The 23,187-nt window shown below is 69.2% G+C and carries 22 protein-coding genes; 12 read left to right on the top strand and 10 right to left on the bottom strand.

Annotated elements, in window-relative coordinates:
- The first annotated feature begins 154 nt into the window (after positions 1 to 154).
- Positions 155 to 1,321, top strand: coding sequence for a ribonuclease D (rnd, locus tag AMK58_RS16030; protein WP_035676660.1), 1,167 nt, complete (start codon positions 155 to 157; stop codon positions 1,319 to 1,321).
- 264 nt (positions 1,322 to 1,585) lie between these two features.
- Positions 1,586 to 2,875 carry a hypothetical protein gene (locus tag AMK58_RS16025; RefSeq protein WP_167555918.1) on the top strand — a complete coding sequence of 430 codons (1,290 nt, stop codon included), beginning with the start codon at positions 1,586 to 1,588 and terminating at the stop codon, positions 2,873 to 2,875.
- A 53-nt stretch (positions 2,876 to 2,928) separates the two neighbouring features.
- Here the strand turns inward: AMK58_RS16025 and AMK58_RS16020 are convergent, their stop codons facing one another.
- Together AMK58_RS16020 and AMK58_RS16015 are read right to left on the bottom strand one after the other, a co-directional pair.
- Positions 2,929 to 4,470, bottom strand: coding sequence for a Ppx/GppA family phosphatase (locus tag AMK58_RS16020; RefSeq protein ID WP_051140441.1), 1,542 nt, complete (start codon positions 4,468 to 4,470; stop codon positions 2,929 to 2,931).
- A 19-nt stretch (positions 4,471 to 4,489) separates the two neighbouring features.
- Positions 4,490 to 6,637, bottom strand: a complete 2,148-nt coding sequence (locus AMK58_RS16015) for an RNA degradosome polyphosphate kinase (RefSeq protein WP_035676665.1) — start codon at positions 6,635 to 6,637, stop codon at positions 4,490 to 4,492.
- 217 nt (positions 6,638 to 6,854) lie between these two features.
- On the opposite strand from AMK58_RS16015, the gene AMK58_RS16010 reads away from it, so the two are divergent.
- On the top strand, positions 6,855 to 7,373 hold the full coding sequence (locus tag AMK58_RS16010) for a SixA phosphatase family protein (RefSeq protein ID WP_035676666.1): 519 nt from the start codon (positions 6,855 to 6,857) through the stop codon (positions 7,371 to 7,373).
- 71 nt (positions 7,374 to 7,444) lie between these two features.
- Complete coding sequence (locus AMK58_RS16005; protein WP_059399415.1) at positions 7,445 to 9,052, top strand: CYTH and CHAD domain-containing protein; 1,608 nt, start codon at positions 7,445 to 7,447, stop codon at positions 9,050 to 9,052.
- 131 nt (positions 9,053 to 9,183) lie between these two features.
- On the opposite strand, the gene AMK58_RS16000 is transcribed toward AMK58_RS16005, so the two are convergent.
- The 5 genes from AMK58_RS16000 to AMK58_RS15980 form a co-directional block, all read right to left on the bottom strand.
- Positions 9,184 to 9,963, bottom strand: a complete 780-nt coding sequence (locus tag AMK58_RS16000; protein WP_035676674.1) for an SDR family oxidoreductase — start codon at positions 9,961 to 9,963, stop codon at positions 9,184 to 9,186.
- Entirely contained in the window at positions 9,902 to 10,666 is a 765-nt protein-coding gene (locus AMK58_RS15995; RefSeq protein WP_051140443.1) for an HdaA/DnaA family protein, read from the bottom strand. The genes AMK58_RS16000 and AMK58_RS15995 overlap by 62 nt, the downstream gene beginning before the upstream one ends.
- Before the next feature lie 27 nt (positions 10,667 to 10,693).
- Positions 10,694 to 11,755, bottom strand: coding sequence for an AI-2E family transporter (locus AMK58_RS15990; RefSeq protein ID WP_035676675.1), 1,062 nt, complete (start codon positions 11,753 to 11,755; stop codon positions 10,694 to 10,696).
- The gene (locus AMK58_RS15985) at positions 11,752 to 12,312 is read right to left on the bottom strand and encodes a CDP-alcohol phosphatidyltransferase family protein (protein ID WP_035676677.1); all 561 of its coding nucleotides are present in this window, start codon (positions 12,310 to 12,312) and stop codon (positions 11,752 to 11,754) included. The genes AMK58_RS15990 and AMK58_RS15985 overlap by 4 nt, the downstream gene beginning before the upstream one ends.
- 102 nt (positions 12,313 to 12,414) lie before the next feature.
- Positions 12,415 to 13,872, bottom strand: coding sequence for a DUF2066 domain-containing protein (locus tag AMK58_RS15980; RefSeq protein WP_059399174.1), 1,458 nt, complete (start codon positions 13,870 to 13,872; stop codon positions 12,415 to 12,417).
- Between the two features lie 156 nt (positions 13,873 to 14,028).
- Between AMK58_RS15980 and purM the strand changes: the two genes are divergently transcribed.
- The 3 genes from purM (at position 14,029) to AMK58_RS29645 (ending at position 15,968) form a co-directional block, all read left to right on the top strand.
- Positions 14,029 to 15,063 carry a phosphoribosylformylglycinamidine cyclo-ligase gene (gene purM / locus AMK58_RS15975; protein ID WP_404801031.1) on the top strand — a complete coding sequence of 345 codons (1,035 nt, stop codon included), beginning with the start codon at positions 14,029 to 14,031 and terminating at the stop codon, positions 15,061 to 15,063.
- Complete coding sequence (gene purN / locus AMK58_RS15970) at positions 15,051 to 15,719, top strand: phosphoribosylglycinamide formyltransferase (RefSeq protein WP_035676692.1); 669 nt, start codon at positions 15,051 to 15,053, stop codon at positions 15,717 to 15,719. The genes purM and purN overlap by 13 nt, the downstream gene beginning before the upstream one ends.
- A 99-nt stretch (positions 15,720 to 15,818) precedes the next feature.
- Complete coding sequence (locus tag AMK58_RS29645) at positions 15,819 to 15,968, top strand: aa3-type cytochrome c oxidase subunit IV (RefSeq protein ID WP_079285365.1); 150 nt, start codon at positions 15,819 to 15,821, stop codon at positions 15,966 to 15,968.
- A 41-nt stretch (positions 15,969 to 16,009) separates the two neighbouring features.
- Here AMK58_RS29645 and AMK58_RS15965 read toward each other — a convergent pair whose 3' ends face one another.
- Together AMK58_RS15965 and ndk are read right to left on the bottom strand one after the other, a co-directional pair.
- Entirely contained in the window at positions 16,010 to 16,489 is a 480-nt protein-coding gene (locus tag AMK58_RS15965; protein ID WP_035676695.1) for a hypothetical protein, read from the bottom strand.
- Between the two features lie 172 nt (positions 16,490 to 16,661).
- Positions 16,662 to 17,084, bottom strand: a complete 423-nt coding sequence (ndk, locus tag AMK58_RS15960) for a nucleoside-diphosphate kinase (protein WP_014197473.1) — start codon at positions 17,082 to 17,084, stop codon at positions 16,662 to 16,664.
- A gap of 202 nt (positions 17,085 to 17,286) precedes the next feature.
- Between ndk and AMK58_RS15955 the strand changes: the two genes are divergently transcribed.
- The 3 genes from AMK58_RS15955 to AMK58_RS15945 all read left to right on the top strand — a co-directional run bounded on the left by AMK58_RS15955 (position 17,287) and on the right by AMK58_RS15945 (position 20,638).
- Entirely contained in the window at positions 17,287 to 19,182 is a 1,896-nt protein-coding gene (locus AMK58_RS15955; RefSeq protein WP_059399173.1) for an ABC-F family ATP-binding cassette domain-containing protein, read from the top strand.
- A complete protein-coding gene (locus tag AMK58_RS15950; protein WP_059399172.1) occupies positions 19,179 to 19,880 on the top strand; it encodes an exopolysaccharide biosynthesis protein in 702 nt (233 codons plus the stop codon). Before AMK58_RS15955 ends, AMK58_RS15950 begins: the two co-directional genes overlap by 4 nt.
- Before the next feature lie 245 nt (positions 19,881 to 20,125).
- Positions 20,126 to 20,638 carry a class I SAM-dependent methyltransferase gene (locus tag AMK58_RS15945; RefSeq protein WP_236778273.1) on the top strand — a complete coding sequence of 171 codons (513 nt, stop codon included), beginning with the start codon at positions 20,126 to 20,128 and terminating at the stop codon, positions 20,636 to 20,638.
- A 21-nt stretch (positions 20,639 to 20,659) separates the two neighbouring features.
- Here the strand turns inward: AMK58_RS15945 and AMK58_RS15940 are convergent, their stop codons facing one another.
- Entirely contained in the window at positions 20,660 to 21,421 is a 762-nt protein-coding gene (locus AMK58_RS15940; RefSeq protein ID WP_035676704.1) for an SDR family NAD(P)-dependent oxidoreductase, read from the bottom strand.
- Positions 21,422 to 21,556: 135 nt separating this feature from the next.
- On the opposite strand from AMK58_RS15940, the gene AMK58_RS15935 reads away from it, so the two are divergent.
- On the top strand, positions 21,557 to 22,423 hold the full coding sequence (locus tag AMK58_RS15935; protein WP_035676707.1) for a YicC/YloC family endoribonuclease: 867 nt from the start codon (positions 21,557 to 21,559) through the stop codon (positions 22,421 to 22,423).
- Positions 22,423 to 23,070: a guanylate kinase gene (gmk, locus tag AMK58_RS15930; RefSeq protein WP_035676708.1), complete on the top strand. Its 648-nt coding sequence runs from the start codon at positions 22,423 to 22,425 to the stop codon at positions 23,068 to 23,070. Before AMK58_RS15935 ends, gmk begins: the two co-directional genes overlap by 1 nt.
- Positions 23,071 to 23,187: the final 117 nt, after the last annotated feature.

Raw genomic sequence — 23,187 nt, 5'->3', positions numbered from 1 at the left:
CTTGGAAAAGGTCGGAATCCTGCGCGGAAAGGCGGCCCGACACACCACACCGACAGCGCGGGAATGTCAAGTCGCCATCCGCGTCCGCTGCACGCTGGGAGAGTTGCCGAAGGGCGAGCTTTCACGCGGTCGCGCGCTCGTGTATGAAGCCCGCATGACACTCATCACGACCACCGAAGACCTTGACGCCTTCTGCCGCTCGCTGGCCGGGGTGGACTACATCACCGTCGACACCGAATTCCTGCGCGAGAAGACCTATTGGCCGCAGCTCTGCCTCGTGCAGGTCGGCGGGCCGAACGGCGCGGTCGCCATCGACCCGCTGGCCGAAGGCATCGACCTTGCGCCGCTGTTCCGCGTGATGGTGGACCCGGCGATCCTCAAGGTGTTCCACGCCGCCCGGCAGGACGTGGAAATCTTCTGGCACCTGTCCGGCCAGATCCCCCACCCGCTGTTCGACACGCAGGTCGCCGCCATGGTCTGCGGCTTCGGCGAGAGCGTGGGGTACGAGACGCTGGTCACCAAGCTGGCCGGGGCGCGCATCGACAAGTCCAGCCGCTTCACCGACTGGTCGCACCGCCCGCTGACCGAGCGGCAGCTGACCTACGCCCTGTCCGACGTGATCCACCTGCGCCCGGCCTATGAGAAGCTGAAGCGCCGCCTCGTCCGCTCCGGCCGCGCCCACTGGCTGGAGGAGGAGATGGCCGTCCTGACCGATCCGGCCACCTACCAGACGGACCCGGACAGTTCCTGGCTGCGGCTGAAGGTGCGGACCAACAAGCCGCGCTTCATGGCCGTGCTGAAGGAGCTGGCGGCGTGGCGGGAGCGCGAGGCGCAGCGCCGCGACCTGCCCCGCTCCCGCGTGCTGCGGGACGAGGCGCTGCTGGAGATTGCCGCCCACGCCCCGACCAGCGTGGATGACCTCGCCCGCACCCGCGGCATGGGCCGCGGCTTCGCGGAAGGCCGCCAGGGCGCCGAGGTGCTATCCTGCGTCCAGAAGGGGCTGGATTTGCCGGAGTCCGAGCTACCACGCGTCGAGCCGCGCGAGGAGCCGCCGCCCGGACTGCAACCCATCGTTGAGTTGCTGCGCGTACTTCTGAAGATGAAGTGCGAAGAAAACAACGTGGCGTCCAAGCTGATCGCCTCCGCTGCCGATCTGGAGGCCATCGCCGCGGACGACGAGGCCCAAGTACCGGCGATGCAGGGCTGGCGCCGTGAATTGTTCGGCGAGGACGCGCTGGCGCTGAAGCACGGCCGCATTGGGTTGGCGGTGCTGGACCGCCGTGTCCGCATCGTTCCGGCCGGCAATGGAGAGGGGTCATAAACGGCCCCATCCAGAATCGTTCCAGAGTGGCGCAAGAGTCGGTTCGGGACGTTACAGGTTCGGGCAGCTTCGCGACGTTTAGCCAAAATTATGAAACATTTCATCGCAATTAACAGCGCTTTAAGGCATTGTTAAAAAAGGTCAGGGCTAATAAGTCACGGGCTCCGTATCCATGCCGTGTATCGGTGCGGTTTGGTTCGCGGATGGAATTCTCGCCTATAAGGTGCGCACACGCCCTATGCGCACACCCGGGGGATTTCGCGTATGAGCAAGTTCGGCGGCAAACCACCCATGGGACGCGACCGCGTCCGCCTCTCCACGACGGAGAAGCAGGCTGCCGTCGCCGCCGCGAAGGACCAGAAGCCCGAATTTGACAACGACAAACTGCTGAATCTGCTCCGCTCCGCGAAGTCCGAACTGCAGGGCATGCGCCTGATCCACATGCACCTGTCGTTGCTGCGGGACAAGGACCCCTCCAGCCAGATGATCGTCCGCACGATCATCCAGGAACTGGCGAGCAAGGCCTCCTATCTGCAATCCTTCAACATTTCCAACGGCGACGTCATCATCCTCTACAAGGGGCTGAAGCTGACCGGCGTCACCGACGTGTGCCAGAAGGTCGAGCAGATCTTCCTGGCGAAAACGACGCTGACCGGAGCGAATCCCTACAAGGAGTTCTCGCTCTACTCGATCATGGAACTGGCGTTGAACTTCATCAACGTCATCCGTTTCATCGAAGAATTGCAGGCCAACGAGACCGGCGATCATTCCAACGAGACGAAGCCGCCGATCACGCTGGAGGAGATGGCGAAGCTCGAACGCTCCATGCAGATGTTCGACCTGTCGCCTTTCCTCTTCAACCAGGCCATTGCCAACATCGGCCGCAACGCCGAAGAGGACATGGCCTATTTCGAACTCTACATTTCGATCAAGCTGCTTCAGGAGCGGCTCTGCCCGGACTACGACATCACGGCCAACAAGTGGCTGTTCAACTATTTCACGGCCAACCTCGACCAATCGGTGCTGCGGGCGCTGAACCACGGCCTCAGCTTCATGCGGGGCCGGCGCATCGGCATCAACATCAACCTGTCCACGGTCATCTCCACCGGCTTCGTGAAGTTCGACGAGCGGCTTCCGCTCGATTTCCGCGGGCAGGTGGTGCTGGAAATCTCCAAGGGCGACCTGATCGAGAATCTGTCGCTGTTCAACGAGGTCGTGGAATTCGCCCAGGATCGCCGTTACCAGATCGCGGTGGACGGGCTGAACCCCTTCTGGGTGACGAACTTCGATCTGGAATACCTGAACGCCGACTATGCGAAGATCTTCTGGTCCAACGACATGCTGGAGATGGACCCGACCTTCGAGAAGTATTTCATGGAGCGGATCCAGGAGCAGGACCGTTGCAAGTTCATCCTGGCGCGCTGCGACAGCGTGTCGAGCCTCGTCTATGCCAATAAGGTCGGCATCACGATGGTGCAGGGCCGCGCCGTGGACAACATCCTGCGCAAGGGCGTGAGCGTCCGCGAAGCCATCGCCCACGCCAAGGTGGCGTGAGGGCTTTCCCCGTTTGATCCCCTCTCCCGCCCTGGGAGAGGGGTAAAAAACCTTTACTCCGCCGCCTGGGGCCTAGCCGGCGGCACAATCTCGCCTTTGCGGTTCAGCGCCTTCGCCAGCGCGTCCAGGCGCCGCTGCACCGTCTCGCCGGCCGGCACGCTGAAATCGTCCGGCAGGGTCAGCACCAGCCGCTCCCCCGACACCTTCAGCGCCGTGCGCTGCAGCAGCGCGGTGGCCCCGCCGGTCAGCGTGTGGGCCAGCCGCAGCGCCAGCCCCAGAACCAGCGCCTTGCGCGCCTGGGCGTCGCTGAGCAGTGACCGCGGCCCCGCGGTGACCGCGTTGGGCGTGCCCGGACCGTCGATGGAGCCGGCGTAACGCGCATAGACGGCCAGCGCCAGGAAGGCCCGCTCGTCGTGGTCGATGCCGGGGAACGGGTAGCGCAGGATGCGCAGGCAGGCGTGCTCCGCCCGGTAATCGGGATGCTCGGCCCAGCCCACGTCGCTCAACAGGCAGGCGGCCTGCCGCAGCCTCAAGGCCGCGTCGTCCTCTCCGGCGAAGAGATTGCCGGTCCAGGACACCAACAGGGCCGGATCGCCGATGCGGACGAAGCGCTGCGCCCAGTCCTCGACCGCGGCGATCAGCGGGTCCTGCCGCTGCCCCTCCGGGTCGAGCAGCGCGTAGAGGTGACCTTCCCGCAACCCGAAGGCCGAGAACACCACGCTGGACGGCTGGACCATCCGCAACAGCCGCTCGAACACCAGCGCCGCGTAGGGCAGCGTGTCGATGCGGCGGCGGGAGCCGGACATCTTCTCCAGCGAGGAGCGGCTCTGCTTGGCGATCAGCGCGGCGAAGTCCCGCGCCTCGGCGAAGGGCACCGTGTAATGGTGAATGATGTGCAGCGGGTGCTTCACATGCTCCATGTGCAGCTTGGCCAGCGCCCGCCAGCCGCCGCCCACCGGGAAGAAGGGCTTGCCGCGCATCTGGGCCAGCCAGTCCAGCTTCTCCAGATGCTGGTCGATGGCGCGGACCAGCCCGTTCGGCTTGGCGGGGTTCAGCTCCATCAGGCGCAACGGCCCCAGCGGCATCGTCAGATGCTCGCCGATCACGCCGCGCTCCAGCCGCACCAGTTCCAGGCTGCCGCCGCCGAGGTCGCCGACCAGCCCGTCCGCGGCGGGGGTGCCGGACAGCACGCCCATGGCGGACAGCCGCGCCTCCTCCTCGCCGGTGATGACGCTGACGTCGAGGCCGGTGCGGTCCTTCACCCGCTGGATGAAGGCCGGGCCGTCCGTGGCGTCGCGCACCGCCGCTGTGGCGATGACATCCAACCGCCCGACGCGCATGCCCGCGACCAGCAGGGCGAAGCGTTCCAGGGCCTCCAGGCCCTGGATCACGCCGTCCGGGTTCAGGCAGCCGGTCTTCTCCACCCCGCGGCCGAGCCCGCACAGGACCTTCTCGTTGAAGACCGGCAGAGGCGATCGCTTCAGAGCGTCATAGACGACGAGCCGGATCGAGTTGGACCCGATGTCGATGACGGCGATCCGCTCGCCCTTCTCGACGGCCTTGGTGGCGACCGTGTGTTCCTGCGCCGGCGTCATAAGCAACCGATGTCCTCAATCAGATGACCGTACGCAGCTTCAACCGCGGCGGCGTCTTTTTGCTGCTGAGCGCGCTGCCGCGCCCCGACAGGCTGGGGTTCGTCATGAAGTAGTTATGGGCGCTGAACGCGTCCGGACCAGCCTCCACGCGATGATAAACGCCATCGGGGCCGAGTTTCCAGGTGTTCGCCTCATCCTTCAGGTTGGCGACCATGATCTGGTCCAGCACCTGCTCGTGCACCGTCGGGTTCTCGATGGGCACCAGCGTCTCGATCCGGCGGTCCAGGTTGCGCGTCATCCAGTCGGCGGAGGAGATGTAGAGCTTGGCTTGCGGGCTGGGCAGCGCGTGGCCGTTGGCGAAGCAGATGACGCGCCCATGCTCCAGAAAGCGCCCGACGATGCTGCGCACCCGGATGTTCTCCGACAGGCCTTTGACGCCGGGGCGCAGGCAGCAGATGCCGCGGATCACCATGTCGATCTGCACGCCTTTCTGCGACGCCTTGTAAAGCTGGTCGATGATCTCCGAATCGACCAGCGAATTCAGCTTCACCCAGATGTGGGCGGGTTTGCCGGCGGCGGCGTTGGCGACCTCCGCGTCGATCAGCTGGCCCAGCTTCTGGCGCAGCGTGATCGGGGCGATGGCGATCTTCTCCAACAGCTTCGGCGTGGCGTAGCCGGTCATGTAGTTGAACATCACCGCCGCGTCGTGGCAGAGCGCCGGGTCGCAGGTGAAGAAGGACAGGTCGGTGTAGACCTTGGCCGTGATCGGGTGGTAGTTGCCGGTCCCGAAATGGACGTAGCTGCGCAACGCCTTGTTCTCGCGCCGCACCACCAGCGACACCTTGGCGTGCGTCTTCAGATCGACGAAGCCGTAGACGACCTGGGCGCCGGCGCGCTCCAGGTCGCGCGCCCAGCGGATGTTGGCCTCCTCGTCGAAGCGGGCCTTCAGTTCGACCAGAGCGGTGACCGATTTGCCGGCCTCCGCCGCCTCGATCAGCGCGGCGACGATCGGGCTGTCCTTGCTGGTGCGGTAGAGCGTCTGCTTGATGGCGACCACCTGCGGGTCGCGCGCTGCCTGCCGGATGAACTGCACCACCACGTCGAAGCTCTCGTACGGATGGTGGACGACGATGTCCTTGTCGCGGATGGCCGCGAAGCAGTCGCCGCCGAAGTCGCGGATGCGCTCCGGGAAGCGGGCGTTGAAGGGGCGGAAGACCAGATCGGGCCGCTCGTCGACGATGAGCTGGCGGGTGTCCGACAGGCCGATCAGCCCATCAAGGACGAACACATCGTCGTTCGACACGCGCAGTTCGTGGCGCAGGAACTCGCGCAGGTCGGCGGCCATGCCGGCGTCGGTGGCCAGCCGTATGACGCTGCCGCGGCGGCGGCGCTTCAGCGCGCTTTCGAAGGTGCGGACCAGATCCTCCGCCTCCTCCTCGATCTCCATCTCGCTGTCGCGCAGGACGCGGAAGACGCCGTGGGCCTTCACCTGGAACGGCGGGAAAAGCCGGTCGATGAACAGCATCACCAGCTTTTCCAGCTGGATGAAGCGGATCTCCGATCCCGGCAGGCGGATGAAGCGGTCGAGTTGGGCCGGCAGCGGGACCAGCGCGTCGAGGTGCCGCCCCTTCACCGGCTCGTGCAGTTGCAGCGCCAGCGAGAAGCCCAGGTTGGGCAGGAAGGGGAACGGGTGCGCCGGGTCCACGGCGATGGGCGTCAGGATGGGGAAGATGTCGTCGAGGAACTTGGCCTCCAGCCAGTCCTTCTCCCCCTCGGTCAGGTCCTCGGCGCCGACCACCATGATGCCGGCCTCGCGCAGGTCCTGCTTCAGGCTGCGCCACATGGTCTGCTGCGCGTTCATCAACTCGACGATGCGCTGGTTCACCGCGGTCAGCTGCTGGGCCGGGGTCAGGTTCTCGGCGCTGGGGGTCTTCACCCCCGCGGCCACCTGCCCCTTCAGGCCGGCGACGCGGACCATGTAGAATTCGTCGAGGTTGCTGGACGAAATCGACAGGAACCTCAGCCGTTCGAGCAGCGGGTGGTTCGGGTTGGACGCCTCATCCAGGACGCGCTGGTTGAAGGCCAGCCACGACAGTTCGCGGTTGATGAAGCGCTCCGGCGCGTCCGCTTCGATGCAGGTGGCTTCCAAGTCCTGAAGTTCGGTCACAGCAGCCTCGGGCTTTTGCGTGATGGGTGGTGCCGCTACAGTCCGGTCAGGCCGAACTGCCCCGCCGCGGTCGACGGGCCAGGCAACCTACCCCAACTACGTTACGGTTTTGGGTCAGACAGCATAATACTGCCGTCACGATAATACCGCTGCGAAAACAGTCGCACCCCCCGCGCATCCCGCCGGGCCGCGATCCGGACAGGAAGGGACCGCCTCGATGAAGACCCTGTATCTCATGCGCCACGGCAAGTCCGCGTGGGACGATCCCTCCCTGGACGACCACGACCGCCCGCTGGCGCCGCGGGGCAGGAAAGCGGCCCGGCTGGTCGGCCACGAACTGAAGGACCGCGGCGCGCGCATCGGGCTGGTGCTGTGCTCCACCGCCCGGCGCGCGGCGGACACCGCCGACCGCCTGCTGGAGGTGATGGACGCGCCGGACATCCCGGTGGAGCGCGAGCGGGGCCTCTACCTGTGCGGCGCCGGGGTCCTTCTGGAACGGCTGCGCGACGCGCCCGACTCCGTGTCGTCGCTGATGCTGGTCGCCCACAACCCGGACCTCCACGACCTCGCCCGCGAGCTGACCGGCAGCGGCGAGGAGCGGCACCGCGCGGCGCTGGCGGAGAAGTTTCCGACCGGTGCCTGCGCCGTCATTCTGTTCGAAGCGGCCCGCTGGGCCGACCTGGACAGCGGGGCGGGACGGCTGGCCGATTTCATCCTGCCACGGAAACTCTCTTAACGCCCTTTTGCCAAATGGGGTATTTCAACCCTGACCAGAGCAGGCCCGGAACCGAGCAGGAGTCGCCCCCCGTGTCCTCCGCGCCCCAGAACAACACGCCCCCAGGCGCACCCGCCGCGGTGTCCGCCACGGTGTCCGCTACGCGCGAGGTGGAGATGAAGCTCCATCTCGATCCGCGCGATCTTCCCCGCGTTGCGGACCTTCCCGCGCTGAAGGAGAAGGCGGAGGGCGCGCCGGTCGTCCGCAACCTGCGCACCGTCTATTACGACACGCCGGACCGGCGGCTGTTTCTGGGGGGCGTGGCCTTGCGGGTGAGGCAGGACGGCGACCGCTTCGTGCAGACGCTGAAGACCATCAACGCCGCCACCCCCGGCGATTCGGCCGCGGTGGCCATCCGCAAGAAATGGGACTGGGCCATCCCCACGGCCGCCCCCGACATGACGCCCCTCGACGCCGAGGGCGTGGCCGCCCTGGTGCCGGAGGACGCGCGGGCGGCGCTGGTTCCGCAGTTCACGACGGAGTTCCGGCGCACCACCCTGCTCGTCCGCCCGGACGCCCTGACCTCCATCGAGGTGGCGGTGGACGACGGCCAGATCACCGCCGGCAACGCCTGCGCCCGGATCAGCGAGGTCGAGCTTGAGCTGAAGTCGGGCCGCATCGGGCGCTTGTTCGACCTCGCGCTGACGCTGCAACGCCGCGTGCCGGTACGCATCGGGACGGAGAGCAAGGCGGAGATCGGCGACCGTCTCGTCACCGGCCGCCTGCCCGCCCCCGTCCTGCCGGAGCCGCTGGGCCTCACCCCGGTCTCCACGGTGGCCGAGGCCTACCGCCACATCGTGCGGCACGGGCTTCGCCTGCTGCTCGCCAACGAAGCCTGCGCCCTGGCCGGCGGCGATGTGGAGGGGCTGCACCAGATGCGCGTCGCTCTGCGCCGCCTGCGCACCGCCATCCGTCTGTTCCGCCCCCTGGCCGGGGTGCCGGACGCCTGCCGCGCCGGAAACGACATCCGCCGGGTCTCCCGCCAGCTCGGCCCGGCGCGCGACTGGGACGTGCTGCTGTCCCACGGGATCGCGCCGTTCGCGGCGACGGAGAAGGCTGCCGCCGACGCAATCGCCGCGCTGACCGCCGCGGTGCGGGAAGCCCGGCGCGGACCGGCGTTGGCGGCCGTCGAGGCGATCCAGTCGCCGCGCTGCACCGGGCTGATCCTGGCGCTCGGCGCCTGGCTGGAGGACGGTGCATGGCAGTCCGGCGCCGCGCCGGAGGTCCGCGCCCAGTTCGACCGCCCGATGGCCGAGCTGTCCGGCCCCTGGCTAACCGCCCAGCACGCCAAGGCCCTGAAGGCGGGCCGCGACCTGGATAAAGCCGACGCCGCGGCGCGCGACCGGCTGCGCCGCCGCCTGCGCAAGCTGCGTCACACGGCGGAGTTCTTCCGCGGCCTCCACGCCGAAACCGCGACGGTGCCCTTCATCGCGGCGCTCGACGCCCTGCTGGCCGCGCTGGACGCGGAGCACGACGTCGCGGTGGCCGGCAGCCTGTTGCGCCGCCTGTCGGCGGACCGGCCGGAGCACCGGCCCGCCGCCGAGGCGACCGCCCGCTGGCTCGCCAAGCAGGCCGACAAGCGCCGCAAGGCGCTGCCGGGGCTGTGGAAGGCGTTCCGCGACGGGCCAGTGTTCTGGTGAAGGTCTTGCCCCCTCCCTAACCCTCCCCCTCTACGAGGTGGAGGGGACTGCCGCCGCCTCGCGAAAGGCACCCTCTCCCGCGCAAGCGGGGGAGGGCCGGGGTGGGGGCAAGGCCCTCAACGGCAAGCGCCCTATAGCGTCCCCGCGTAGGCACCGCCGTCCAGCAGGACGTTCTGCCCGGTCATGAAGCCGGCATGGGCGGAGCAGAGGAAGGCGCAGGCCGCACCGAACTCTGCCGGATCGCCGAAGCGGCCCGACGGGTTGCCGGCGCGGCGGAGGTCCATCTCCTCGTCCAGGCTGCGGTTGTTGGCCTTGGCCCCGCCTTCCATGGTGGCCCGCAGGCGGTCGGTCTCGAAGGGGCCGGGCAGCAGGTTGTTGATCGTCACGTTGTGGCGCACGGTCTGGCGCGACAGCCCAGCGACGAAGCCGGTCAGCCCCGCCCGCGCCCCGTTGGACAGGCCGAGGATGGGGATCGGCGCCTTCACCGCCGCCGAGGTGACGTTGACGATCCGGCCGAATCGGCGGTCGATCATGCCGTCCACCGTCGCCTTGATGAGGAAGATCGGAGCCAGCATGTTGGCCTCGACGGCGCGGACCCAGTCGTCGCGCTCCCAATCGCGGAAATCGCCCGGCGGCGGGCCGCCCGCGTTGTTGACCAGGATGTCCGGCTCCGGACAGGCGGCCAGAGCGGCGGCGCGCCCCTCCTCCGTCGCGATGTCGCCGACGGCGGTGGTCACGGTGGCGCCGGTCTCCTTGCGGATCTCCTCGGCGGCGGCCTCCAGCCGATCGCGGCCGCGGGCGGTGATGGTGACCGCCACCCCCTCGCGCGCCAGCGCCAGGGCGCAGGCCTTACCCAGTCCCTTGCTGGCTGCGCACACGATGGCGCGGCGTCCGGCGATTCCCAGATCCATCCTCGTCTCCTCCCTTCCCGGCCTCCAGACCGGCCAGCACCTCGCGGGCCAGCGGCACGGTCAGGGGACGGTGCGCGGCCAGCGAGGCGCGGTCAAGCGCCGCGACCACCCGCCCCGCCGCCTCCAGCGACCGCTCCATCCGCGTCAGCAGGTAGGTGATGAGGTCCATGCCCGGCCGCAACTGGCGGTCGGCGAACAGCTTGACCAGCACGGCGGCGAGCAGGGCGTCGTCCGGCGCCTCCACCCCCACCGCGGGGGCCGCCTTGATGCGGGAGCGCAGGTCGGCCAGCTTCATCCGCCAGCGTGACGGCGGGCGCCGCGACAGCAGGAGCAGATGCCCGCCCGAGTCGCGGGCGAGGTTGTAGAGGTGGAACAGCGCCTCCTCCCGCGCCGGCGCGCCGGCCACCCGGTCCGCGTCCTCGACCACCACGGCGTTGGCGCGGGCCAGCAGGGCGTGCGGGTCGATCTGGTCGAGCGCCTCACCCAGGGCGATGGGGGCGTGACTGCGCGCCCGCCAGACATGGCCCAGATGCGTCTTGCCGCAACCGTCCGGCCCGTACAGCGTCAGGGCCGGCGCCGGCCAGGACGGCCAGCGGTCGAGCCAAGCCACCGCCTCGGCGTTGCTGGGCGCCACGAGGAAATCCTCGCAACCCATGGCGGCGCGGTGTCCGAGGTCGAGCGGTATCTGAGCCGCTAAGGTCATGGGACGGGCGTCATGAGGCGGGGGTCATCAGGAGGGGGTACCGCGGTAGTAGGGGCTCTCAAGATAGCGCCCCAACGCGAAGCGTGTCAGCACCCCGATCACCGCCGCCACCGGAACCGCCAGCAGAACCCCGACGAAACCGAACAGCGACCCGCCGGCCAGCAGGGCGAAGATCACCCAGACCGCGTGCAGCCCAACCTTCTCGCCCACCAGCTTCGGCGTCAGGACATTGCCCTCCACCGCCTGCCCGAACAGGAATATCGCGATGACGATGGCGATTCGCCACGGGTCGTCGAACTGCAGCAGGGCCAGCCCGGTGCTCGACACGAATCCGAACAGCGAGCCGACATAGGGGATGAAGGACAGGAGCCCGGCCATCAGCCCGATCACCAGCCCGAAATCCAGCCCGGCCAGCGACAGCGCCACCGCGTAGAACACCCCGAGCACGAGGCAGACCAGCGCCTGCCCGCGGACGAATCCGGCCAGCGTCTCGTCGACCTCACGCGCCTGCTCCCGGATGGTCGTGGCGTGGTGCAGGGGCAGCCAGCCGTTCACCTTGGCAACCAGGATGTCCCAGTCGCGCATCAGGTAGAAGGCGACGATGGGGGTGATGAACATCACCGACAGCACGTCGAACAGCGCCAGCCCGCCGGACAGGATGTGCTTCAGCACCCGGCCGACCCAGCCGACCACGTCCCCGGCGTAGTTGCCGGCAGCACCGCGCAGCCGCTCCACATCCTCCGGCGACAGGCGGTGGACCAGCCGGTCGAGCATCGGCATCAGCCGGTCGCGCGCGGCGTTGGCGTAGTTGGGCAACACCTCGATCAGGTGGGACACCTGCGACTGCACCAGCGGCAGCAGCAGCAGGACCATCAGCACCAGCACCAGGACGAAGGACAGCAGCACCAGCGTCGTCGCCAGCCAGCGCGGCAGGCGCCAGCGCTCCACCCGGTCGACCACCGGATCGAGCAGATAGGCCACCGCCAGCCCGACCACGAAGGGCAGCAGCATGCCGGACAGCAGCCACAGGGCCAGAACGAAGAGGCCAAGCCCGATCAACCAGAAGCGGATCTGCTTGCCCGCCGTCACGGCACCCCTCCGTGCCGGCTGAACAGAAGGCCGCCACGGTAGACGTAGGCGAGCCCCGACAGCACCGTCGTCGCGGCGCAGACCCAGATCAGCAGCGGCACCAGCTCCCATCCGAACAGGTGGAACTCCGGCAGCCCCAGCCCCGCCGGGGCCAGCACCGCCGCCGCCAGGGCGAGCTGCACCGCCGTGTTGATCTTGCTGACGTAGAGCGGCTGCATCGCCAGCGACTCCTTCAGCGTGTAGAGCAGCATCACCCCGCCGACAATCATGAGGTCGCGGAACACCACCAGGATGACCAGCCACAGCGGCAGCACGCCGATGTGGCCCAGCGAGACGTAGACGCTGACCAGCAGCGCCTTGTCGGCGATCGGGTCGAGATAGGCGCCGAGCACGGTGCGGGCGCGGAACATGCGCGCCACGGCGCCGTCCACGGCGTCGGACACCCCCGCCCCGACGAACAGCCAGAAGGCGACCCCCAGCTCCCCGGCCAGGATAAAATAGACGGCGACCGGCACCACCAGGATGCGGCCGAAGGTGATGATGTTCGGGATGCTCACCGCGGTGCCTTCTGCCGTTGTCCCTTACGCCGCCGCCCCTTCCGGGGTCGGTCCCGGCCCGTCTGTAACGCCGTTGGACGGCCTTCCGTCACGCCCTCCGCGTCACGGACGGGCCGTGCCAGCCGGCAGCGTCCCCAGAATGCGCGGTGGAGCCCCCGGCGCGGCCTGCGGCGCACCGACCGGGGCCGGCGTCACGCTGGGATAGGCCGACGGCGGGGCGGCGGCCGGGGAAAAGCTGGACGGAGTGGTGGCCGAAACGGGCGCAGGCGAAACGGTGGCGGGCTGCGCCAGGGACGACGCCCCGGCACCCTTCGCCAGCACCTGGAGCTGCCATTCCGGCGTGGGCGCGACCGGCGGGAGCGGCTGGCCCGGAACGGGCACCGGAACCGGTGCCGCGACCGCCCCGGTGCGGGCGAGGCCGAGGTCGCGCCGGGCAAGCGCCTGGCGCAGCCGCTCCACGTCGCCGCGGTGGGTCAGCGCGACCAGCGCCTCGTAGCGGCTGATCGACAGCACGTCGGTCCGGGTCACGGCGTTGACCATGCCCAGCCGCTTGCGCGTCTCCACCCAGTCGTTGAGGCTGGCCAGCGGCACGCGCACCAGCGTCGACTGCTCCGGCCCGCTCGCCACGGTGTTGTCGCGGCGGTAGGATTCGTCGATGGCGGCCGACACGAAGGTCGTCGCGCGGGTCAGGAAGTCGCCAGCCCGGTCGGCCATGTCGGCCTTCACGTTGACCGTCTGCTGGTCCCGCGCGCCGTCGGGGGTGTAATGGGTCACCTCGACCGCCAGCGGACGGCCGAGATCCAGACCGCCCGCCGGCAGATCGGTCTTGGCGACGATCACGCCCCCGGCGTTGTAGCGCTGGGCGATGCGGGCCAGCGCCTCGGGATCGCCGGACAGCGCCTCGTTCACGCCGATGGCGGAGATGTCGGCCAGCTCGCCGTCCGGAACGACCAGCGGCACCAGCGAGGCACCGGTTTGCCGGCCCTCCCAGGCCTCGCGCCAGTCGGTGCGGTCCTCCCACAGGACGGGGCGCCCGTCCACGACGGTGACCGGCAGGATGACGTAAGGCCGGGCCGGCGGCTCGACATACTGCTGGCCGCCGCCGGCCAGCGTCTCGCGCACGGAATTGGGACGGAAGCGCACGGTGATGCTGCCGACATAGCGGGTGGCCGACACCTTCTCGTCGTCGATCTCGAAGCCCTGGACCAGCCGGGCGAGTTCGATGTCCGACACCCGCGGCACACTGGTGGCGGTGGGGACGAGGCGCTTGTACAGCTCCGCCCACGCCTTCACCTGCGCGTCGCGGATCGCCTGATCGCGGGCGGCGTTGGCGTTGGCGGCGCTGACGTCCACCTTCACGCCCGACACGGTGAAGGGGTCCGCCGCCGGAACCGCCGCAGGCGCCGCTCCCGGAGTTCCCCCCGGAACGGCGGTGGGGGCCGCCACCGCGGGTGGAGCGGCGCCGGTCACCTGCGCTTCCACGGGGCCGGCCTGGACGGCCAGGGCCACGGTGATGGCGGCGAAGCCCGCAAACAGCGGCGCATGGCGGCGGTGGAGCATTGCAAAGCCTTCCGATTCGAGTATGTTCGGCCCGTTCCCTATTGACCCGGCCCAAATTGACCCGGTTCAGGTGGCCCAGGTATATAGCTCAGCCCAAGCGAGGATACCATCAGCACCCAGTCTAATAACACGTCCGACGCCTACAAGCAGGCCGGCGTGGACATTGATGCGGGCAACGCGCTCGTTGACGCGATCAAGCCGCTCGCCCGTTCCACCGCGCGCCCGGGCTCCGACGCCGGGCTGGGCGGGTTCGGCGCCCTGTTCGACCTGCGCGCGGCCGGGTATCACGACCCGCTGCTCGTCGCCACCACGGACGGCGTCGGCACCAAGCTGAAGGTCGCCATCCTGGCGAACCGTCACGACACGGTGGGCATCGACCTCGTGGCGATGTGCGTGAACGACCTCGTCGTCCAGGGCGCGGAGCCGCTGCTGTTCCTCGATTACTACGCCACAGGCAAGCTGGACGTCGCCGCGGGCCGCGCCATCGTCGCCGGCATCGCGGAAGGCTGCCGCCAGGCCGGCTGCGCGCTGGTCGGCGGCGAGACGGCGGAGATGCCGGGCATGTACGCCGAGGGCGACTACGACCTCGCCGGCTTCTCGGTCGGTGCCGTCGAGCGCAAGGACGCCCTGACCGGCGCCACCGTGCAGGACGGCGACGTCGTGCTCGGCCTCGCCTCCTCCGGCGTGCACTCCAACGGCTACTCGCTGGTTCGCAAGCTGGTCGAGACGTCCGGCCTCGGCTACGACTCGCCCTGCCCCTGGGACACCTCGAAGACGCTGGGCGAGGCGCTGTTGACCCCGACCCGCATCTATGTGAAGAGCACGCTGGCCGCGGTGCGCGCCGGCACGGTGCGGGCGATGGCCCACATCACCGGCGGCGGCCTGATCGAGAACATCCCGCGCGTCCTGCCGGACGGGCTGGGCGTCACGCTCGACGCGTCCACGTGGCCGCTGCCTCCGGTCTTCCACTGGCTGATGAAGACGGGCGGGCTGACCCCGCTGGACATGGCGCGCACCTTCAACACCGGCCTCGGCATGGTCGTCGTGGTCCCGGCGGACAAGGCGCAGCAGGCGGCCGAGATCCTGGCCCAGGGCGGCGAGACGGTCTTCACCGTCGGCACCGTCCACGCGGTCAAGGACGGCGACGCCCGCGTCACCGTCACCGGCATGGACACGGCATGGTCGGCCTGACGCCCACCGCTCTGAAGGTTGGAGTCCTGATTTCCGGGCGCGGCAGCAATCTGCAGGCGTTGATCGACGCCTGCACCGCCCCGGACTTTCCGGCGGACATCGCGCTGGTGCTCTCCAACAAGGCCGACGCCTACGGGTTGGAGCGCGCCGCCGCCGCCGGGGTCCCGGTCGCCGTGGTCAGCCATCGCGACTTCCCCGGCGACAAGCGCGCCTTCGAAGAGGCCATGGACGCGCGCCTGCGCGAGGCGGGGGTCGAGCTGGTCTGTCTGGCGGGCTTCATGCGGCTGCTGTCGCCCTGGTTCGTCGAGCGCTGGCACGACCGGATGATCAACATCCACCCGTCGCTCCTGCCCTCCTTCAAGGGGCTGGACACGCACCAGCGGGCGCTGGACGCCGGGGTGCGCTTCCATGGCTGCACCGTCCATTACGTGCGCACGGAGATGGACGAGGGGCCGATCATCGCCCAGGCCGCGGTCCCGGTGCTGCCCGGCGACGACGCCGACCGGCTGTCCGCCCGCGTGCTGGAGGCCGAACACCGGCTCTACCCCCAGGCGCTGCGCCTGATCGCCGAGGGCCGCGCCCGTGTCGAGGATGGCCGGGTGACCCTGTCGGGCCCGGCGGCGGACCTGCCGACGCTCATCAACCCGCCGGCCTGAGCGCCCCAAAGGCGCCCATCGGCCAAGCGGGACCCTTGCCGCAACCGTCCGCACTCCCCACATTCTCCGCCGGAACCATAACAGGGGAGGCAGAGGGCGATGGCGGTTACGGAACACGGCCACAATCCGGTCAGCGAGGATGTCGTCCGCCGTCACGAGGCGGGCTGGCACGCCTTCACCCGCTTTATGACGCTGGCGACCGCAGGCGTGATCGCCGTGCTGGTCTTCATGGCGATTTTCCTGGCCTGACGGCTGTTTCCAGCCTTCGGCCAGTTCGCTGTGCGGGGCGCTTACGCCCCGTCCGGCAGACGGCCGAGCAACAGGTCGCGCATTTCGCCGACCAGCGCGTCCACCTGCTGCTCCCACGTCTCGGTGCCGCCCTGGATGGCCTGCATGACGTGGGTCGCGAGGTGGATCAGCGCGGCGCGCACGCAATCCTCCGCCGGGAAATCCAGCCCCACCGTGTCCTGAAGGAACTGGCCGAGCTGGTCGGCTGAATTCCAGGGGTGGACAACCACCGTGTCGAAGCCGCTGGTCCCCAGGAACACGGCGTTCAGGGCGGTGGCCTGCGCGTTGATCGCGTCGATGGCCGCGTCCTGCTCGACGTCGCCGCGCAGCACCTCCTGGAAGGCCGCCAGGCACTGGTCGACGTAGCCGCGCACCAGCAGTTCCACCACGCCCGGATCGCTCAGGTCGTTCCTGCCCTTCACGAGGGGCGGCAGCGGTTCCAGCAGGGCCGCGACGATCGGCTTGACGTCCGGATTTTCCATGGCGGGGGTACTCCTAGCGGTAGAATCCCCGAATACTCGACTTCGCCACGCCTGTCCACGACGCCGTGACCCGGCGCGGGCGACAAGTTGCGGGCAGAAGCTCTGGAATCGAAAAGGGCCGCCCCGATCGGGACGGCCCTTCGCGCAAGGCTGCGAAGCGGAAGACCCGCGATCAGCCCACCAGCTCGATGCCGGCGAAGAAGAAGGCGATCTCCTGCGCGGCGGTCTCCGGAGCGTCGGAACCGTGCACCGAGTTGGCCTCGATCGACTCGGCGAACTCCTTGCGGATGGTGCCCTCGGCGGCGTTGGCCGGGTTGGTGGCGCCCATGATCTCGCGGTTGCGGGCGATGGCGTTCTCGCCTTCCAGAACCTGGAGCACGACCGGGCCGGAGATCATGAAGGAGACGAGGTCGTTGAAGAACGGACGCTCGCGATGCACGCCGTAGAACTGCTCGGCCTGGGCCTTGGACAGCTGGACGCGCTTCTGCGCGACGATGCGCAGGCCGCCGTCCTCGAACTTGGCGTTGATCTTGCCGGTCAGGTTGCGGCGGGTGGCATCGGGCTTGATGATCGAGAGGGTGCGTTCGACGGCCATGGCGGTGGGCTCCTGCTGGAAATGCGTTATGGGCGCCGCTGGTTTGGCCGGGGCGCCGATTGCGCGGGGTTATATAGCCGCTTTTCGGCCACGGCAACCGCTTCGTGAGGCCGCTTCGCCCGCCTTCGCGCGGCTGCCATGAAGGGTTGCCCCGCGGGTCCCGCTTCAAATTGCGGTTTCCCCGTGGTAAACCGGCGCCGATATGCTGCACATCAACGACCTGACGTTCCGCTACGGCGGACGTGTGCTGTTCGACCGCGCCACCGCGGTCGTGTCGAAGGGCCACCGCGTGGCGCTGGTCGGCCGCAACGGCACCGGAAAATCCACCCTCCTCAAGCTCATCGCCGGCCAGCTCCAGACGGACGCCGGAGCCATCGGCGTGCCCACCGGCACGAAGATCGGCATGGTGGCGCAGGAGGCCCCGAGCGGCGCCACCACCCTGATCGACGCCGTCCTGGCCGCCGACACGGAGCGCACCGCCCTGCTGGCCGAGGCCGAGACGGCCACCGACCCCATGCGCATCGGCGAGATCCACGCCCGGCTGGCCGACATCGAGGCGCATTCGGCGCCGTCGCGCGCCGCCCAGGTGCTGTCCGGACTGGGCTTCGACGCCGACGCGCAGTCTCGGCCCTGCTCCGACTTCTCGGGCGGTTGGCGGATGCGCGTGGCGCTGGCCGGCGTGCTGTTCGCCCGGCCCGACCTGCTGCTCCTCGACGAGCCGACCAACCACCTCGATCTGGAGGCGACCATCTGGCTTGAGGGGTACCTCAAGAACTACCCCCACACGATCCTGCTGGTCAGCCACGACCGCGACCTCTTGAACTCGGTCCCCACGACGACCATCCATGTGGACCAGGGCCGGCTGGTGACCTACGCCGGCAACTACGACCAGTTCCTCAAGCAGCGCCGCGCCAACATGGAGCGGCTGCAGGCCATGGCGACCAAGCAGGAGGCCAAGCGCAAGCACATGATGGCCTTCGTCGAACGCTTCCGCTACAAGGCGACCAAGGCCCGGCAGGCGCAGAGCCGCCTGAAGGCCCTGGAGAAGCTGGAGACCATCACGCTGATGGAGGACGACGCCGAGGTCGTCTTCAACTTCCCCCAGCCGGACGAGATGGCCCCGCCGCTGATCGCGCTGGACGGGGTGACCATCGGCTACGGCGACCGCGCCATCCTGCGCCGCGTCAACCTGCGCATCGACATGGACGACCGCATCGCCCTGCTCGGCGCCAACGGCAACGGCAAGTCCACGCTGGTGAAGCTGCTGGCCGGGCGGCTGGAGGCGATGGCCGGCGAGGTGAAGCGCCCGACCAAGCTGCGCGTCGGCTATTTCGCCCAGCATCAGCAGGACGAGCTGGACCTGTCGCTGACCCCCATCCAGCAGACCCAGCGCATCATGCCGCTGGCGCCGGAGGAGAAGGTGCGCGCCCATCTCGGCCGCTTCGGCTTCCAGCAGAGCAAGGCGGAAACCCGCATCTCCGACCTGTCCGGCGGCGAGAAGGCCCGGCTGCTGCTGGCGCTGATGAGCCGCGAGACGCCGCACATCCTGATGCTGGACGAGCCGACCAACCACCTCGATGTGGACAGCCGCGAGGCGCTGATCGAGGCGATCAACGGGTTCGAGGGCGCCGTCATCCTCATCAGCCACGACCCGCACCTGATCGAGCTGACCGCCGACCGGCTGCTGCTGGTGGCCGACGGCACGGTGCAGCCCTACGACGGCGACCTCGACGACTACCGGCGCTTCCTGCTCGACCGCGCGCGGGCCGAGCGCGCCGCCGCCAAGGGCGGCGAGACGGCGGATGCCGGGGCCAGCCGCAAGGACCAGCGCCGCGCCGCGGCGGAGGCCCGCGCCACGCTCGCCCCGCTGAAGAAGAAGGCCACCGACGCGGAGTCGCAGGTCAACAAGCTGACCGAGGAGAAGCGCAAGATCGAGGCGAAGCTGGCCGATCCCGCCCTCTACAGCGGTCCCAGCGACAAGCTGCAGAAGCTCCAGATCGACCTCGGCGTGGTGGACAAGAAGCTGTCCGCCGCCGAGGAGGCATGGCTTGAGCATCTCGAAGCCTATGAATCGGCGGCGGCGGAGGCCGGCGTATGAGCGTGCCGCGCAACGTGGCCTTCACCGGAGGCGCCTCGCTCCCCGCGACCGTCGCCCGCCGTGGGCGGCAGGACCATGGGGAGGAGCGGACCTCCGACGTCCTGGCCGCCTTCCGCGCCAACCTGCCGGACGGACGGGTGTCGCTGGGCGACCTGATCCAGGCGCTGGGCGACCGCTCGCTGGGCACCATCCTGCTGGCCCTGTCGCTGCCCACCATCGCGCCGGTGCCGCTGGGCGTGTCCTGCCTGTTCGACCTGCCGATCCTGCTCTTTTCCGCCCAGATGGCCTTCGGCAAGCGCGGCGCCGCCCTGCCCGGCTGGATTCTGCGCCGCTCGGTCAGCCGCTCCCTCGCCGCCCGCATGATCGACAAGGCGATGCCGCGCCTGACCGCCATCGAGAAGATGCTGAAGCCGCGCCACAGCCGCTTCGCCAGCATCGACGGGGAGCGCTGGTTCGGCGTGCTGGTGCTGCTTCTGTCGCTGACCTGCGTGGTGCCCCTGCCGCTGACCGGCTGGCTGCCCGGCTTCGCCCTGGTCCTGCTGTCCCTTGGCCTGATCGAGCGCGACGGGGCCGCCGTCGCGGTCAGCCTCGCCCTCACCGTGGCCGCCCTGGTCTTCTTCGCGCTGGTCGCCAGCAGCCTGTCCTACGCCGGCCAGACCCTGCTGGCCGCCACGTCATATCCCGCGTTTATGGCATAGCTCCCGCCGCTTCGGCCGGTTGCGGGGGAACCCGGGATGCGACATAAGTGCGCTCTGGGATTGTTAGGTTCGGGACCCCCTGAGGCTCCAGCTTGTTTAGCCCCGGGGTAAAACGCTCAACAGCCAACGGCGAAAGGCCGATCATGACACCAACGGAAATCACCGTCGCGGAGAAGCAGAAAAGCGGCAAGACGCCGCCGGCCGCGTGGCTTTTCTTCCAGCGTTGGTTGGCAAATCCCCTTTCCATGGGTTCCGTTACACCATCCTCGGGCGCGCTTTGCCGGCTGATCGGGGAGCAGGTGCTGTGCGGGCCGGATCAGGTCGTCGTGGAGTTCGGCGGCGGCACCGGCGCCATCACCAAGGCCCTGCTTCAGCGCGGCATTCCGGGCAACCGCATCTTCACCTTCGAGATCGACGACCACCTGTCGCGCTTCCTGCGCGGCCATTATCCGGACGTCAACGTCGTCCATGACGACTGCCGGAAGGCCGCCGACATCCTCGGTCCGGAGCTGGTCGGCAAGGTCGGCACGGTGGTCATCGGCATCCCCATGCTGAACCTGCCGATGCGCGCCCAGAAGGAGGTCGTCGAGGCCTGCTTCCGCATCCTGCCCGAGGGTGGGCGCTTCGTTCTCTACACCTACGGCCTCGTGTCGCCGCTGAACCAGCGCGCTCTGGGCGTCAAGGGCAAGCGGCTGGGCTTCACCCCGCTGAACGTCCCGCCCGCCTCCGTCTGGGGCTATTGGAAGGCCAAGCCTTAATCCCCCGTCACTCCTTGCCCATCACCCTTTACGGGGCGCCTGCCGCAGCAGGACATCCGTCAATCCCACCGGCAGAGCCGCCAGCAGCCACACGGTGGCGGCCATCGGCCAAGGAAAGGCGATGCGCGCCTTGTTGCGGGCAAGCCCGCTCTTGATGACCTGGGCGGCGCGGTCCGTCTCCATCAGGAAGGGCATGGGGAAGCGGTTCACCGCGGTCATCCGGCTTTTCACGAAGCCTGGACAGATCACCGTCACGCCGATCCCCTGCCCCGCCAGATCGCCGCGCAGCGACTCGCCGTAGACCCGCACCGCCGCCTTGCTGGCGCAATAGGCGGGCGCGCCGGGCATGCCGCGGAAGCCGGCCAGCGAAGCCATCAGGGCGATCTGCCCGCGCCGCCGCGCCTGCATGCCGGGCAGCAGCGGGTGGACGCTGTTCAGCACGCCGTCCACATTCACCTGGAAGATGCGCCGCGCCTGCTCGGCGCTCTCCACGCCGCCCCCGGTGCCGGCGGAGATTCCGGCGTTGGCGATGACCAGATCGACCGGCGCGCGGACGTCCAGCGCGCTCAGCCACTCTGCCATCGCCGCGCGGTCGGCCGCGTCGACCAGTGCCGTTTCCACCGCCGCCCCGGCGGCGCGGCAGCGCTCCGCCACCGCCTCCAGCCTTGCGGAGTCGCGCCCGCTCAGGGCCAGAGCGACGCCGGGAGCCGCGTAGGCTCGGGCCAGCTCCTCCCCGATGCCGCTGGACGCCCCGGTGATGACGATCGAGCGCGGATCGCGCATGCCCCTTTCCCCCTTGTCCCTGACGTGTCCCTGACGCTTGTTGCCTTGGCCGCCCGACGCTATAACGTGAGCCTCCCGATCCCACAAATACTCGTCGAGGCCGCTTTGCCCGCCCAACGCTCCGCCGTATCCAGCATGACCGGTTTCGCACGCGTGGACGGGCATGCCGACGGCTACAGTTGGACCTTCGAGGTGAAGAGCGTCAACGGGCGCAACCTCGACATCCGCTGCCGCCAGCCCGCCGGCTTCGACACGCTGGAGGCCGCCGCCCGGGCCGAGATCCCCAAGCGGCTGTCCCGCGGCAGCGTCAACCTGAACCTGACCGTCACCCGCAGCCAGTCGGTGTCGCAGCTCCGCATCAACCGCGAGCTTCTCGCCCAGGTGCTGGAGCTGGCGCGCGAGATCGAAGGCGCCGGGGCCGCCCCGCCGCGGCTCGATTCGCTGCTCGCCGTCCGCGGCATCATCGAGCCGGTGGAGGAGGACGAGGGCGAGGCGCGGGAGCGGGTGGAGGCCGCGCTGAAGGCCGACCTCGGCCGGCTGATCGGCGCGCTGGTCACCGCCCGCCTGTCGGAGGGGGCGCGTCTGGTCACCGTCCTGAACGGCCATCTCGACGAGATCGAGCGGCTGATCACCGCCGCCGCCGCCTGCGCCAGCACCCAGCCCGAGGCCTTGCGGGAGCGTCTGCGCAGCCAGGTCGCCGCCCTGCTCGACGCCGCCCCGGCCCTGCCGGAGGAGCGGCTCGCCCAGGAGGCGGCCATCCTGATCGCCAAGGCCGACGTGCGCGAGGAGATGGACCGCCTGCGCGCCCACATCCAGGCCGCCCGCGACATGCTGGCGGAGGGGGGCGCCATCGGCCGCCGCTTCGACTTCCTGTGCCAGGAATTCAACCGCGAAGCCAACACCCTGTGCTCCAAGTCCGCCGACGTGGAGCTGACCCGCATCGGCCTGTCGCTGAAAGCCTCCATCGAGCAGCTTCGCGAGCAGGTCCAGAACATCGAGTGATGCTGAAGACTATGAACGCGAAAATCGCCCGGCGTGGCCTGATGCTCGTGCTGTCCTCCCCCTCCGGGGCGGGCAAGACCACCATTTCGCGCCGCCTGCTGGACCGCGACCCCGGCATCACCCTGTCGGTGTCCGTCACCACCCGGCCGATGCGCCCCGGCGAGCAGCCGGGCGTCCATTACTACTTCGTCGACATGCCGGAGTTCGACCGCATGGCCGGCCAGGGTGAGTTGCTGGAGCACGCTCGCGTGTTCGGCAACTGCTACGGCACGCCGCGCCACACCGTTGAGACAGCGCTGAGCGCCGGACGGGACGTGCTGTTCGACATCGACTGGCAGGGCATGCAGCAGTTGGCGGCCAACGCCCGCGCCGATCTGGTCAGTGTCTTCGTGCTGCCGCCCTCGGGCACCGAGCTGGAGCGCCGCCTGCACTCCCGCGGCCAGGATTCGGCTGAGGTGATCGCCCAGCGCATGGCCAAGGCGTCGGACGAGATCAGCCACTGGGGCGAGTATGATTACGTGATCGTCAACAACGACGTGGACGAGAGCGTGCAGGCGGTCCAGGCCATCCTGCGCGCCGAGCGGCTGCGCCGGACGCGGCAGGTCGGGATGCCGGCGTTTGTGGAGAGCGTGCAAGCGGCGCTGTAAGGCGGCGTACGGCCCCCACCCTTCCCACGCTCCGCGTGGGCCCCTTCCCTCCCCCGCTTCGCAGGAGAGGGAGATTTGTCCCCTCCCCTGCGAAGCGGGGGAGGGTTAGGGAGGGGG

This window comes from Azospirillum brasilense (assembly GCF_001315015.1).
GTDB classification, from domain to species: domain Bacteria; phylum Pseudomonadota; class Alphaproteobacteria; order Azospirillales; family Azospirillaceae; genus Azospirillum; species Azospirillum brasilense.
This window is presented reverse-complemented; position numbering and strand designations above follow the sequence as displayed.